Genomic DNA, 14,043 nt, shown 5'->3' with positions numbered 1-14,043 from the left:
GCTCGACAGCTTCCGGCAAGCTGCCGCACCCGGTTCCCGCAATGCTGCCGCAATGATGCGCCGCTAGAACGGTTCAGGTGTGACCGAGGTGCCGGACCGTGCGGATATTGCTCGTCGAGGATGAGGCGGAGATGGCCGCGGCGCTTTCGTCGGCGCTGAAGCGCTACGACATGGTGGTGGACCACGCCCCCACGCTTGCGGACGCCGAAGAGGCGATTTGCGCCGACGTCCATGTCGCGATCCTGCTCGACCGCCAGCTTCCGGACGGCGACGGCCTGAAGCTGATCCCGAAACTGCGGGCGCGCGCCGATGGCGTGCCGATCATCGTCCTGACCGCGCGCGGCGAGCTTGCCGACCGCATCGCCGGGCTCGACAGCGGTGCGGACGATTATCTGGCCAAGCCGTTCGCCGTCGAGGAATTGCTGGCGCGGCTGCGCGCGGTGCTGCGACGGCCCGCGGGCCTGTCCCCTGACGTCATCCGTGCCGGCCGGCTCGTCTTCGACCTCGGCCATCGCGAGGCCAGCATCGACGGCCAGCCGTTCGAACTGCCACGCCGCGAGCTGCTGGTGCTCGAAGCCCTGATCCGCCGGATGGGTCGCACGGTGCTGCGCACGGCGCTGGAGGAAGCCGTCTACAATTTCGACGACGAGATCCAGTCGAACGCGCTGGACACGCATATCTCGCGGCTGCGTCGCAAGCTGGCCGATGCAAATGCAGGCGTCGAGATCCACGGCATTCGCGGCGTCGGCTATCTCCTGAAGAAGCTGCCATGAGCAAGCACGACGATCCCTATTGCCTGCGCTCGCGGTTGAGCTGGCGCCTGCTTGCGCTCCAGGCCGCACTGCTGCTGGCGCTGGTGGCCGTCGTCGTCGGCGCGCTGTGCGCGTCGGGCTTCGCGCTTACCGAGCGCGACGAGGACCGTGTGATCGATGTCGTGCAGCGCGCACTCGCGCGCAACGCCGAGGGCGGCCTGACCCTGCGCGCGACGCCCGAGCTAAAGCAATTGCGGGGCGAGACACCGGACCTCTGGTTTCTGGTTCGTGACCGGCAAGGACATTCCCTCGCCGAGGGCGCCGTGCCGGCAGAATTCGCCGCAATCGGCGGCGGCCTCGATCAGATCAGCCAGGCGCGTCTCGGTTGGCAGATGTTGGAGGACGATCCGCGCAAGCCGGCGGCGCGGCTGAAGCGTGTCGATACCGATGCCGGCAACGTACAGATCATCACGGCGACGCAAGGCAGGCTCACCGGCACCAAGGCGCTGCTCATGACCTCGCTGGCATTTCTCGGCATCGCCCTTCCCGGCCTGCTCGTGATGGGCACCGCGACCCTCATCGCGACGCCGATGATCGTGCAGCGTGCCTTCAGGGGGCTGGACACGACCGCCGACCAGGCGCGGCGCATCGACATCCACCAGCGCGGCGCGCGGCTGTCGGTGGAGCAGGTTCCGCTCGAGGTCGTGCCGCTGGTGACCGCGGTGAACGACGCGCTGGCGCGGCTGGACCAAGGCTATATCAGGCACAAGCGCTTCGTCGCCGACGCCGCGCACGAGCTGCGCACGCCGATCGCGATTCTGAACACGCGGCTGGAATCACTTCCCTCGGGGCCGGACAAGACCCGACTGCTGGAAGACGCCGCGCGGCTGGCCACGCTCGCCGAGCAATTGCTGGACATCCAGCGGCTCGACCGCTGCGGCCAACCCTTTGCGCGCGTCGACCTGATCGCGATCGCGCGAAACGTGGCCGCCGACCTCGCGCCGCTGGCGATCGCCGCCGGCTACGAGCTGGCGCTCGACGCGGCGGCGGCGCCGATCGAGACGATCGGCGATGCAGCCGCACTGGAGCGCGCGCTGACCAATCTCGTGCAGAACGCGATCCAGCACGGCCCCCGCCGCGGCGTGATCGGCATTCGCGTGAGCAGGCCGGCCTGCATCGAAGTCACCGATGAAGGCGCCGGTATTCCTCCTGATCAGCGCGAGCAGATCTTCGAGCCGTTCTATCGGCTCACCCCGCTCGACCGCGGCGCCGGCCTCGGACTCAACATGGTGCGCGAGATCGTGCTGCTGCATGGCGGCCAGGTCGCGGTCACCGACGGAGCGGACGGCGGCACCTGCTTCAGAATGACGCTGCCGCCAAGCCTCTCGAGCTGACGCAATCTGCATGCGCGGCGCATCGCGCAATGCTGTCGCAATCCACTCCCGCGACTGTGAATCGGCCTCACCCCGAGGCGGCGATCGAGATGCCGGAGTGCGCATGCCCAACGATTTTCTCTCCTTCTTCCTGTCCTGGATGTCATCCCCGCGCCGGGTCGGCGCCATCGCGCCATCGGGCGCGGCGCTGGCAGATCTGATCACGCGCGAGATCACCGAGAAGACCGGCCCGATCCTGGAGCTCGGCCCAGGCACCGGTGCATTCACCTACAAGCTCTTGAAGCGCGGCGTCCGGCCACAGGATCTCACGCTGATCGAGTACGGCTCTGACTTCATGAAGCTGTTGCAGATGCGTTTTCCCGGCGCGCGCGTGCTCTGGATGGACGCCGCACGGCTGGCCGCGGAGCGCCTCTATGACGGCGCGCCCGTCGGCGCGGTGGTGAGCGGGCTGCCGCTGCTCAACATGTCGACACGCAAGGTGATCTCGATCGTCAGCGGCGCGTTCAGCTATGTCCGCCCCGGCGGCGCGTTCTACCAGTTCACCTACGGCATGAACTGTCCGATCCCGCGGCCGGTGCTCGACCGGCTCGGCCTGCGCGCCACGCTGGTGGACCGGGCTTTCCTGAACGTGCCGCCGGCTGCCGTCTACAAGCTGACGCGGCGGCCGCAGATGACGCTGATCGCGGGATCGGTTGCGCCGGCGCCATCCGCACGTCTCGCACTCGAACAGACGATTTGAGGAGGGCGCCCGGCCCCTCGGGCGGTGAGCCGGTTACACCAGCCGGCTCTGCTTCGCCGCCGCCTCGATGAACGAGGCGAACAGCGGGTGCGGCTCGAACGGCCGCGACTTCAGTTCGGGGTGGAACTGGACGCCGATGAACCAGGGATGATCCTCGTACTCGACGATCTCGGGCAGCACGCCGTCCGGAGAGAGACCGGAGAACTTCAGGCCGTGCTGCTCGAGGCGGTCCTTGTAGGCGGTGTTGACCTCGTAGCGGTGACGGTGCCGCTCGGAAATCTCGGTCGCGCCGCCATAGACCTGCGAGACACGGCTGCCGCGATTGAGCGCGGCGGGATAAGCGCCGAGCCGCATCGTGCCGCCGAGATCGCCGGCCTGCGAGCGCTTCTCGAGCTCGTTGCCGCGCAGCCATTCCGTCATCAGGCCGACCAGGGGTTCCTTGGTCGGGCCGAACTCGGTGGAGTTTGCCTCCTCGATGCCGACGAGGTTTCGCGCCGCCTCGATGACCGCCATCTGCATGCCGAAGCAGATGCCGAAATAAGGCACGTCGCGCTCGCGCGCGAACTGCGCCGCCTTGATCTTGCCTTCGGCGCCGCGCTGGCCGAAGCCGCCGGGCACCAGGATGCCGTTGACGTGCTCGAGGAACGGCGCCGGATCTTCCTTCTCGAAGATCTCGCTCTCGATCCAGTCGAGATTGACCTTCACCTTGTTGGCGATGCCGCCATGCGAGAGCGCCTCGATCAGCGACTTGTACGCATCCTTCATGCCGGTGTACTTGCCGACGATGGCGATGGTGACGTTGCCCTCGGGATTGCGGATGCGCTCGTTGATCTGCTGCCAGCTCTGCAGCACCGGCGGAATCCGCGAGCCGATGCCGAAGGCGGCGAGCACCTCGTCGTCGAGGCCGGCATTGTGATAGGCCTCGGGCACGGCGTAGATGTTGTCGACGTCGCGCGCCTCGATCACGGCGCTTTCGCGCACGTTGCAGAACAGGCCGAGCTTGCGCCGCTCCTCCTTCGGGATCTCGCGATCGGTACGGCAGAGCAGGATGTCCGGCTGAATGCCGATCGAGCGCAGCTCTTTCACCGAGTGCTGCGTCGGCTTGGTTTTCAGTTCGCCCGCGCTCGGAATGTAGGGCAGCAGCGTCAGATGGATATAGACCGCGTGATCGCGCGGCAGCTCGTTCTTGAGCTGGCGGATCGCCTCGAAGAACGGCAGGCCCTCGATGTCGCCGACGGTGCCGCCGATCTCGACCAGCACGAAGTCGTAATCGTCGTTGCCGGAGAGGACGAATTCCTTGATCGCGTTGGTGACGTGCGGCACCACCTGGATGGTCGCGCCGAGATAGTCGCCGCGGCGTTCCTTGGTGATGATGTCCTGATAGATGCGCCCCGTCGTGATGTTGTCCTGCTTGGTCGCAGGCCGCCCGGTGAAGCGCTCGTAGTGGCCGAGGTCGAGATCGGTCTCCGCGCCGTCATCGGTCACGAACACTTCGCCGTGCTGATACGGCGACATCGTTCCGGGATCGAGGTTGAGATAGGGATCGAGCTTGCGGAGGCGGACCTTGTAGCCCCGGGCCTGCAGCAGGGCACCGAGTGCCGCTGAAGCCAGACCCTTGCCGAGCGAAGAAACCACGCCGCCGGTGATGAATATGTACCGCGCCATGGGACCTAACCTCTAATCCCCAAAACCCGATTCGCCAAAGCGATTCGTATTCCGCCCGAAAGAATCTGCGGGCCTGTGGGTGAGCCAAAAACTAAGTGTGGTGACAGTGCCTTGATGGGGATTGTTGATGCAGGGCGGTAGCCACCACCCTGCATGGCCCCCCTGCTTTATTGCGAGCGAGGCACCTGCGGGCCGCTCGGCGCTGCCGGCGCCTGCTGCTGCTCGTCCGCCTTCTTCAGCGTGTCCAGAATACCGCCCGACGTCGGCGCGGTGATCGGATTGCCGCCGGCCGGCTGGGTTTGCGACGCCGGCTGGCCGATGATCGAGGACGGCGCGCGGTTGTAGCCGGCATACCAGGACAGGAACAGGCTGGTCAGGAAGAAGCCGGCAGCGAGGATTGCCGTGGTGCGCGACAACAGATTCGCGGTGCCGCGGCTCGACATGAAGCCGGCGCCGCCGCCCATGCCGAGGCCGCCGCCTTCCGACTTCTGGAGCAGGACGGCACCGATCATGACAGCAACGATCATGAGGTGGATGACGATGACAACGGTCTGCATAGTATCCTTCCGTCACAAGCGGGCGGCGCCTGGCGGCGGCCGATCGCGCTTCGCGGGTTTTCCTGAAGTTGCGCGGTGTTACACGATCAGAGGGGGCATTGCCACCCCCGATCGGCCCCGGATCAAAGCTTTGACTTCGCTAGGGGCAGCCCTCGTCAGCTAAGGGCAGCCCTTGGCAATCGCAAGGAAATCGGCCGCTTTCAGGCTCGCGCCGCCAACCAGCGCACCGTTGACGTTGTTCACCGCCATCAACTCGGCCGCGTTCGACGGCTTGACCGAGCCGCCGTAGAGGATCCGCATCCTGGTACCATCCGTCTTGAACCTGGAGGTCAGAAGTTCCCGGATAAAGCCATGAATTTGCTCGACATCCTTGGCCGTGGGGGTCAGCCCCGTGCCGATCGCCCAGACCGGCTCATAAGCCACGACCAGATTGGTAGCCGTGGAGCTATCAGGCAGCGAGCCGTCGAGCTGGCCGCGGAGGATGTCGAGGGTCTGGCCGGCATCGCGCTGGCCTTGCGTCTCGCCGATGCAGACGATGGCGACCACCCCGGCCCGCCACGCCGCCTCCGCCTTCTGCCGGACCAGCGCGTCGCCCTCGCCGTGGTCGGCGCGGCGTTCGGAATGACCAACGATGATGGCGGTCGCGCCGGCGTCAGCGAGCATTTCGGCCGCGATGTCACCAGTATGGGCGCCGGAGGCCTTGGGATGGCAATCCTGGGCCCCCACGGCGACCTTCTTGCCGCGCGCCTTGTCGGCAAAGGCTGCGATCAGCGTCGCCGGCGGGCAGACCAGCAGATCGGCCTTGCCTGCGACCTCTGCCGCTCCGTTGAGCATGGCGTCAAATTCGGCGGCCGCGGCCTTGAGGCCATTCATTTTCCAGTTGCCGGCGATCAGGGGGCGGATGGCATCGGTCATGGCAATGTCCAGCAGATTGAGGTTTCGCGCATGCGCTAGCAGAGGCGCCCGGGCAGTTCCAGAGACCCGGAGCCCTTAACCGCAACTTCGAGGGCTGGACCGGGGCGAGGTTGCGGGGGGAAAGCCGCCACTTTATGATGGCATATCAATTTGGTGACGCGCTTTTGCGGAATCTGCATTAAGACGCGCTCCCGTTCCCCTCCTTAATCAAGACAAGTTGGACCAAATGCTTCGAGGAATGCGCAAGGCCTCATCAAACTGGGTCGGCAAGACCATCATGGCCGTGGTGATGGGCGTGCTGATCATCAGCTTTGGCATCTGGGGCATCGCCGACATTTTCCGGGGCTTTGGCCAATCCACGGTCGCCAAGGTCGGCCACACCGAGATTTCACTGAACGAGTTCCGCCAGATCTACACCGATCGCCTGCAGCAGATCGGCCGCCAGTTCGGCCGGCCGCTGACGCCCGATCAGGCGCGCGCGTTCGGCCTTGACCGCCAAGTGCTGCAGCAGACCATCGCGGAAGCCGCCCTCGACGAAAACGCGCGCCAGCTCGGACTCGGCCAGTCCGACGAGCAGGTCCGCCAGCTCATCATGAACGACCCGAACTTCAAGGGCGTCGACGGCAAGTTCGATCCGAACCGCTTCCAGGGGCTGATCCGCAATTTCGGCTATACCGAGCAGCGTTACGTGGCCGAGCAGCGCAAGGTGGCGCTGCGCCGGCAGATCACCGGCACGATCGGCGCCGGCCTCGAGCCGCCGAAGACCATGCTCGAGGTCGCGACACGCTTCCAGAACGAGCAACGCGCGATCGAGTTCGTCAGGCTCGACGCCGCGCAGGCAGGCACCATCGAGCCGCCCTCGCCCGAGGCCCTCGCCGCCTATTTCGAGGATCACAAGGTCCAGTTCCGCGCTCCCGAATACCGCAAGATCGTGTTCGCCGTGATCTCGCCTGATGACATCGCCAAGTGGACCGACGTCTCCGACGATGAGGCCAAAAAGTTGTTCGATCAGCGCAAGGACCAGCTCGGCACGCCCGAGAAGCGCCAGATCCACCAGATCGTGTTTCCGAACCTCGCCGAAGCGCAGGCCGCACGCGAGCGCCTGGTCGGTGGCCTGTCCTTCGAGGACCTCGGCAAGGAACGCGGGCTGAGCGCCTCCGACGTCGACCTCGGGCTCGTCGCCAAATCCTCGCTCGAATCCGCGGTCGGCAATGCCGCCTTCGCCCTTCCGGTTGGCGAAATCAGCCAGCCGATCCAGGGCCCGATTGGCGTCTCGATCGTCAAGGTCGACAAGATCGAGCCGGGCGTCGAAGCGAACTACGCCAGCCTCGCCCCCGCCATCAAGCGCGAGATCGCCATCGGACGCGCGCGCACCAAGGTCGGCGAGCTCCGCGACAAGATGGAGGATGAACGCGGCGCCGGCACCAGCGTCGCCGACGCCGCGCAGAAGCTCGGGCTCACCGCCGTGACCGTCGATGCGGTCGACCGCTCCGGCCGGGCGCCGAACGGACAAACGGTCGACAACATTCCGCAAGGCCTCGACGTGGTCTCGCAAGCCTTCAACAGCGACGTCGGCGTCGACAACGACCCGATCTCGTTCAAGGGCGGTTACGTCTGGTACGACGTGCTCGCAATCACGCCGTCGCGCGACCGCAATCTCGACGAGGTCCGTGACCAGGTCGAGGCGCGTTGGCGCCAGGACCAGATCGCCAACAAGCTGAAGGCGAAGGCGACCGAGATGGTGCAGAAGCTAGAGGCGGGCGGCAAGCTCGCCGACGAGGCCTCTGCGATCAACGCCAAGGTCGAGACCGCAAGCGGCTTCAAGCGCGACGACTCCCCGGCCGGCGTGCCCGCGAACATCGTTGCGGCCGCCTTCCGCACCGCCAAGGACGGCGTCGGACAGGCGCCCGTGACCGGCGGCAGCGAAGTGATCGTCTATCGCGTCACCGACGTCGTCGATCCCGCGGTCGACACCGCCTCCGACGCCGTCAAGAAGCTGAAGGACAGCATCGACCGCTCGCTGACCGACGAGCAGGTTGCCTCCTATGTCACCAAGCTCGAAGCCGACATCGGGACCAGCATCAATCAGGCCGCCTTCGCGCAAGTGACCGGCGCGAACCAGTGAGTTGAAAGCACGCGATGGACGACCTGAAATCGATCATTGGAAAAGTGGCGACCGGCGCCAGCCTGTCGCGCGAGGAAGCCGCGTCCGCCTTCGACGCCGTGATGTCCGGCGAGGCCACGCCCTCGCAGATGGGCGGCCTGTTGATGGCGCTGCGCGTGCGCGGCGAGACCGTGGAGGAGATCACCGGCGCGGTCACGGCGATGCGCTCGAAGATGCTGACGGTCGAGGCGCCCGCGGACGCCGTCGACATCGTCGGCACCGGCGGTGACGGCTCCGGCTCCGTCAACGTCTCGACCTGCGCCTCGTTCATCGTCTCGGGCGCCGGCCTGCCGGTCGCCAAGCACGGCAATCGCGCGCTGTCGTCGCGCTCCGGCGCCGCCGACGTGCTGACCTCGCTCGGCGTGAAGATCGACCTCAAGCCCGAGCAGGTCGGGCGCTGCATCCGCGAATGCGGCATCGGCTTCATGTTCGCCCCCGCGCATCACCCTGCGATGAAGAACGTCGGCCCGACCCGGGTCGAGCTCGCCACCCGCACGATCTTCAACCTGCTCGGCCCCTTGTCCAACCCGGCCGGCGTGAAGCGGCAGATGGTCGGCGTATTCTCCAGACAATGGGTGCAGCCGCTGGCGCAGGTGCTGAAGAATCTCGGCTCCGAATCCGCCTGGGTGGTGCACGGCTCCGACGGCCTCGACGAGATCACCCTCACCGGCCCGACCTTCGTCTCGGCGCTCCACAACGACGAGATCAGGAGTTTCGAGGTGACGCCCGAAGACGCCGGCCTGCCGCGGTGCGAACCCGGTGCCCTCAAGGGCGGTGATGCCGACGCCAACGCGATGGCGTTGCAAAACGTCCTCGACGGCAAGCCGAGCCCCTATCGCGACGTCGCGCTGATCAACGCCGCCGCCGCGCTGGTCGTCGCCGGACGCGCCAAGGACCTGAGGGAAGGCGTCGCAATCGGCGCAAAATCGCTCGACAGCGGCGCGGCAAGCGCGCGGCTGAAGCACCTGATCGCGGTCTCGAACAGCTGAGCCTGTCATGTCTGATATCCTGACCAAGATCGAGGCCTACAAGCGCGAGGAGATCGCGGCCGCCAAGCGCGCCCAGCCGCTCTCGGCGGTCGAGGCACAGGCCAAGGCGCAAGGCGCGCCGCGCGGCTTCGTACGCGCCATCAAGGCCAAACACACCAATGGCGATTATGCCCTGATCGCCGAGGTGAAGAAGGCCTCGCCCTCCAAGGGGCTGATCCGCGCCGATTTCGATCCGCCTGCTCTTGCCAGGGCCTATGAGGCGGGCGGCGCGGCCTGCCTGTCGATCCTGACCGACGCGCCCTCGTTTCAGGGCCATCTTGATTTCATGGTGGCGGCGCGCGCGGCGACCTCGCTGCCCGTGCTGCGCAAGGACTTTCTGTTCGATACCTATCAGGTGGTCGAGGCGCGCGCGCATGGCGCCGACTGCATTCTCATCATCATGGCCGCGCTCGATGACGCCACCGCCAGGGACCTCGAGGACGCCGCGATCGCCTATGGCATGGATGTGCTGATCGAGATTCACGATCGCGCCGAACTCGACCGGGCGCTGAAGCTGCGGTCGCCGATGATCGGCGTCAACAATCGCAACTTGCGTACGTTCGAGACGACGCTGGCGACCAGCGAGATGCTGGCGCCGCTGATCCCCAGCGAGAGGCTGATGGTCGGCGAGAGCGGCATCTTCACGCCGGAGGACCTTGCCCGGCTCGAACGCGTCGGCATGTCGACCTTCCTGGTCGGCGAGAGCCTGATGCGGCAGGCCGACGTCACTGCGGCGACGCGCACGCTGCTCGCGCGCAAGACCAATGCGCGCGCCACGGGCACGCGCTGACGTGGCGCGCAAGGATGTGGCGCGCAAGCCTGCGAAGAGCAAGGCTGGAAGGGCCAGCCCTGCCCTCACCCATATCGGCGCCTCCGGCGAGGCGCGGATGGTCGACGTCTCCGACAAGGCCGCAACCGAGCGGCTCGCCGTCGCCGAAGGCCGCGTCGTCATGGCGAAGGCGACGCTCGACCTGATCGTCTCCGGCAACGCCAAGAAGGGCGACGTGCTCGGCACCGCGCGCATCGCCGGAATCATGGCGGCGAAACGTACCTCCGAGCTGATCCCGCTCTGTCATCCACTGGCGCTGTCGAAGGTCACGGTCGAGATCGAGCCCGACGCGAAGCTGCCGGGCTGCGTGGTCCGTGCCAGCGTCAAGGTGACCGGCCCAACCGGCGTCGAGATGGAGGCGCTGACAGCGGTCTCGGTCGCCTGCCTCACCATCTACGACATGATCAAGGCGGTCGAGCGCGGCGTGCGCATCGAGGGCATTCATCTCGTCGAGAAGCTGGGAGGCAAGTCGGGCTACTATCGGGCGTAACAATATCCTCCAGCCCGTTACACGGTTAAGGGCCGGTTGACGCCGCTGCGGCGAACAAGCGCGGAGCCCCCATCGCCAATATCACTGGGTCAAGCACGCGCGCCCTCCGCCATGCACATTGATTGCATTTGAGTGCTGCGGTTCATGCCGCATTAACCGCGCTTCCTAACGCCGCCTCCACATCAATCCCGTAAACCGACGGATGTTACGTGGGTCGGGAATTGACCCTGACGTGTGCGCGGCAACGATCGACATGATGACAAGATACGGCAGTCGCCTCCTTGACCAGGCCTTCGTGCGCGGCGGACCGATCCGCTGGCTGGTGGTGGGCGGCACGCTCTTGATCGCCGCGATCGCGGTCGGCGCGGTGCTGATGGCTCAGAACTTTCGCGAGCGCGCGCTGCGCAACGCCAGCCGCGAGTTGGAAAACACCGCACTGCTGCTTGCCCATCATTTCGATCAGCAATTGCAGGACTTCGCTGTCATCCAGAAGGATTTCGTCGATTACGTGCGCGCCAACGGCATCACCACTGCCGAGGAGTACCGTCGGCGACTTGGCGGCGAGGACGTGCACCGGATGTTGCGCTCGAAGATCGACGCGCTGCCTTACATGGGCGGCGTCAATGTCGTCGATGCCACCGGCAATCTGATCAACTCCTCGACGGCGTGGCCGGCGCCGAAGATCAACGTCGCCGATCGCGCCTATTTCCGCAGCTTCCGTTACGATCCGCAATCGCCCGATCTGCTGATCGAGCCGGTCCACAGCCGCATCTCCGGAGCCTGGACCATCCTGATCGTGCGCAGGATCATGGGCCCGCACGGGGAGTTCATGGGCGTCGTCGGGCGCGGCATCGAGCCGGCCAATTTCGAAAAATTCTTCGAGTCCGTCATGCTCGGCGAAGGTTCCACGATCTCGATGCTGCACCGGGACGGCACCTTGCTTGCCCGCTTCCCGCATTCCGCCGAGCTGATGGGACGCAATTTCAGGAACGGCTCGTTCGAGCAGCAGCGGGTCTTCGCACTCGATCACTTCGCCGGCCGCTTCGTCAGCCCCGTCGACGGCGAGGACCGGCTGATCTCGGTGCACGCCCTGCCCCATTTCCCGATCGTGATGATGGCAACGACCACGCGCGCCGCGGCCCTCGCCGACTGGCGCGAGCAGATCGGCATTCTGATTTCGGTCGCCGGCGCCTCCGCGCTTGCGATCGCCGGCGTGCTGATCGCCATCGTGCGCAAGCTCCTGGAGCAGCACCGCATGTCCCGGGAACGGCTGACGCTGGAGAAGCTGCGCCTCGACCGCGCCGTGAACAACATGACCCAGGGCCTGCTGCTGTTCGACGCAGAGCGGCGCCTCGTGGTCTGCAACCAGCGCTACATCGAAATGTACGGCTTGTCGGCCGAGATCGTGAAGCCCGGTTGCAGCTTCCGGGACATCATCGTGCACCGCAAGGCCACCGGCTCGTACACGGGCGACGTCGACCGCTATGTCGCGCGCGTGCTGCGCGACATCCACGTGCGCAACTCCATGGTCATCGACACGGGCGACGGCCGCTCGATCCAGATCGTCAACGAACCTCTCGGCGATGGCGGCTGGGTCGCCACCCACGAAGACATCACCGAGCGCCGTCGAATCGAGGAGCGCATTACCCATCTCGCCCACTACGACGCGCTGACCGACCTGCCGAACCGCGCCATGTTCCACGAACATCTGCGCGAGCAGCTGGCCACCATCGCCGACGGCGAAGAGCTTGCCGTGCACTACATCGACATCGACGAATTCAAGGGCGTCAACGACGCGCTCGGCCATCTCGTCGGCGACGAACTGCTGAAATCGGTGGCGAACAGCCTCCGCCGCTGCGCAGGCCCGACCGATTTCGTGGCGCGGCTCGGTGGCGATGAATTCGCGATCGTGCAGAGCGCCGTGACCTCGCAGGATCAGGTCGGCGAGCTCGTCGCGCGCGTGTTCACGGCGATCCGTGCGCCGATCGACTGCATGGGCCATCACCTCACCACCGACGCCAGCATCGGCATCGCCCTGGCGCCGGAACACGGCAACGCGCTGGACCAGCTCCTGAAGAACGCTGATATGGCGATGTACGCCGCCAAATCGGCGGGACGTCGCACCTATCGCTTCTTCGAGCCGGAAATGGACGCCAAGGTGCGCGAGCGTCGCCAACTCGAGAGCGATCTGCGCCACGCCATCGCCCAAAGCGGACTTGAAGGTGGACTTGGAGGCGGCCTCGAAGGCGGCCTCGAAGTGTATTACCAGCCCTGCCTCAGCCTCAAGGACGACCGCATCACCGGTTGCGAAGCACTGGTGCGCTGGCGTCATCCCGAACGCGGCATGGTCTCGCCCGCCGAGTTCATCCCGATTGCGGAGGATACCGGGCTGATCAACGAGATCGGCGAATGGGTGCTGACAACCGCCTGCCGCGACGCGGCCGCCTGGCCCGACGACATCCGCCTCGCCGTCAACGTCTCGCCGGTACAGTTCAAGAGCGGAACGCTGGCGCTGAAGATCATGGCGGCGCTGGCCGCTTCCAACCTGCCGGCGAGCCGCCTGGAGCTCGAAATCACCGAGGCCGTGCTGATCCGCGACGACGACACCGCGCTTGCGATCCTGCACCAGCTCCGGGCCATCGGCGTCCGCATCGCGCTCGACGATTTCGGCACCGGCTACTCCTCGCTGAGCTATCTGCACCGCTTCCCGTTCGACAAGATCAAGATCGACCGCTGCTTCGTCAGCGACATCGCCGGCCCCGACGGCTCGGCCAGCATCGTGCAGGCCGTCGTCAACCTCGCCAGCGCCCGCCGCATGGCGACCACGGCGGAGGGCGTCGAGACCGAAGAGCAGCAGCGCCTGCTCCGCACGCTCGGCTGTTCCGAGATGCAAGGCTATCTGTTCAGCGCCGCAAAGCCGGCCGACAAAGTCGTGGAGCTGTTCGCGCTCCATCGCAGCCGCCTCGCCCAGCGCGACATCGGCAAGACGCGACGCCGCGAGGCAAGCTAGATCGGCGTCCGATTGTCGGCGCAGCGGCATTCCCAGAAGCTTTCCTCGAGACACACGACGCAGGTCCGTTCCAGCCGCTGCTTCAGGGCGTGCCGCGCCCGGTGCAGACGAACGGTCAGATTGTTCACGGTCACACCCAGATCGGCTGCAACCACTTCCCGCGGCTCACCGCCGAGATCGACCCTTCTGATGACTTCGGCATGCTCGGGCTTGAGCAGGGAAAGGTGGGTATGAAGACATTCGCAGACCACGGCATCTGCCGCCACATCCTGGTCGGCCGCAAGACGATCATTAAGCTCATGCGGAAAAGGCATCTCCCGCGTCTTGCTCTTCGATATCTGCCTGTGAAAGTCGGCGATGGTGGTCGCCAGGACCCTGCTCAGCCAGCCTCGAACCGAGTCCGCATCACGAATGTCGCGAGACCGCTCCAGTGCGCGCAACATGAACGCCTGGAGTACCTCCTCCGCTTCCGCCTTCGCGCCAAAGCGCCGTTGCAGATA

Annotated in this window: 12 protein-coding genes; 8 read left to right on the top strand and 4 right to left on the bottom strand. The window is 66.1% G+C overall.

Annotation, left to right across the window (positions count from 1 at the left end; translation table 11 throughout):
- Window positions 1-98 precede the first annotated feature (98 nt).
- The 3 genes from G8O24_RS30870 to G8O24_RS30860 all read left to right on the top strand — a co-directional run bounded on the left by G8O24_RS30870 (window position 99) and on the right by G8O24_RS30860 (window position 2,885).
- On the top strand, window positions 99-773 hold the full coding sequence (locus G8O24_RS30870; protein WP_188106001.1) for a response regulator transcription factor: 675 nt from the start codon (window positions 99-101) through the stop codon (window positions 771-773).
- Window positions 770-2,146 (top strand): sensor histidine kinase, encoded by a 1,377-nt coding sequence (locus G8O24_RS30865; RefSeq protein ID WP_188105999.1) that lies wholly within the window; start codon window positions 770-772, stop codon window positions 2,144-2,146. The genes G8O24_RS30870 and G8O24_RS30865 overlap by 4 nt, the downstream gene beginning before the upstream one ends.
- 103 nt (window positions 2,147-2,249) lie before the next feature.
- Window positions 2,250-2,885 carry a class I SAM-dependent methyltransferase gene (locus tag G8O24_RS30860; protein ID WP_188105997.1) on the top strand — a complete coding sequence of 212 codons (636 nt, stop codon included), beginning with the start codon at window positions 2,250-2,252 and terminating at the stop codon, window positions 2,883-2,885.
- Window positions 2,886-2,918: 33 nt separating this feature from the next.
- Here G8O24_RS30860 and pyrG read toward each other — a convergent pair whose 3' ends face one another.
- From pyrG to tpiA, 3 genes are all read right to left on the bottom strand, one after another.
- The gene (gene pyrG, locus G8O24_RS30855; protein WP_188105996.1) at window positions 2,919-4,550 is read right to left on the bottom strand and encodes a CTP synthase; all 1,632 of its coding nucleotides are present in this window, start codon (window positions 4,548-4,550) and stop codon (window positions 2,919-2,921) included.
- 167 nt (window positions 4,551-4,717) lie between these two features.
- On the bottom strand, window positions 4,718-5,107 hold the full coding sequence (secG, locus tag G8O24_RS30850; RefSeq protein ID WP_188105994.1) for a preprotein translocase subunit SecG: 390 nt from the start codon (window positions 5,105-5,107) through the stop codon (window positions 4,718-4,720).
- 159 nt (window positions 5,108-5,266) lie between these two features.
- Window positions 5,267-6,022, bottom strand: a complete 756-nt coding sequence (tpiA, locus tag G8O24_RS30845) for a triose-phosphate isomerase (RefSeq protein WP_188105992.1) — start codon at window positions 6,020-6,022, stop codon at window positions 5,267-5,269.
- A 226-nt stretch (window positions 6,023-6,248) separates the two neighbouring features.
- On the opposite strand from tpiA, the gene G8O24_RS30840 reads away from it, so the two are divergent.
- The 5 genes from G8O24_RS30840 to G8O24_RS30820 all read left to right on the top strand — a co-directional run bounded on the left by G8O24_RS30840 (window position 6,249) and on the right by G8O24_RS30820 (window position 13,543).
- Window positions 6,249-8,147, top strand: coding sequence for a SurA N-terminal domain-containing protein (locus G8O24_RS30840; RefSeq protein ID WP_188105990.1), 1,899 nt, complete (start codon window positions 6,249-6,251; stop codon window positions 8,145-8,147).
- A gap of 14 nt (window positions 8,148-8,161) precedes the next feature.
- Entirely contained in the window at window positions 8,162-9,175 is a 1,014-nt protein-coding gene (gene trpD, locus G8O24_RS30835; protein ID WP_188105988.1) for an anthranilate phosphoribosyltransferase, read from the top strand.
- A 7-nt stretch (window positions 9,176-9,182) separates the two neighbouring features.
- Window positions 9,183-10,004, top strand: a complete 822-nt coding sequence (gene trpC, locus G8O24_RS30830) for an indole-3-glycerol phosphate synthase TrpC (RefSeq protein ID WP_188105986.1) — start codon at window positions 9,183-9,185, stop codon at window positions 10,002-10,004.
- A 16-nt stretch (window positions 10,005-10,020) separates the two neighbouring features.
- Window positions 10,021-10,533, top strand: a complete 513-nt coding sequence (gene moaC / locus G8O24_RS30825; protein ID WP_376708086.1) for a cyclic pyranopterin monophosphate synthase MoaC — start codon at window positions 10,021-10,023, stop codon at window positions 10,531-10,533.
- Between the two features lie 253 nt (window positions 10,534-10,786).
- Window positions 10,787-13,543, top strand: coding sequence for a bifunctional diguanylate cyclase/phosphodiesterase (locus tag G8O24_RS30820; RefSeq protein ID WP_188105982.1), 2,757 nt, complete (start codon window positions 10,787-10,789; stop codon window positions 13,541-13,543).
- Here G8O24_RS30820 and G8O24_RS30815 read toward each other — a convergent pair.
- Window positions 13,540-14,043: RNA polymerase sigma factor (locus tag G8O24_RS30815; RefSeq protein WP_188105981.1), on the bottom strand; the 504-nt coding region annotated here is incomplete at its 5' end. The genes G8O24_RS30820 and G8O24_RS30815 overlap by 4 nt on opposite strands.

The organism is Bradyrhizobium campsiandrae (assembly GCF_014529705.1).
GTDB lineage: Bacteria > Pseudomonadota > Alphaproteobacteria > Rhizobiales > Xanthobacteraceae > Bradyrhizobium > Bradyrhizobium campsiandrae.
This window is presented reverse-complemented; position numbering and strand designations above follow the sequence as displayed.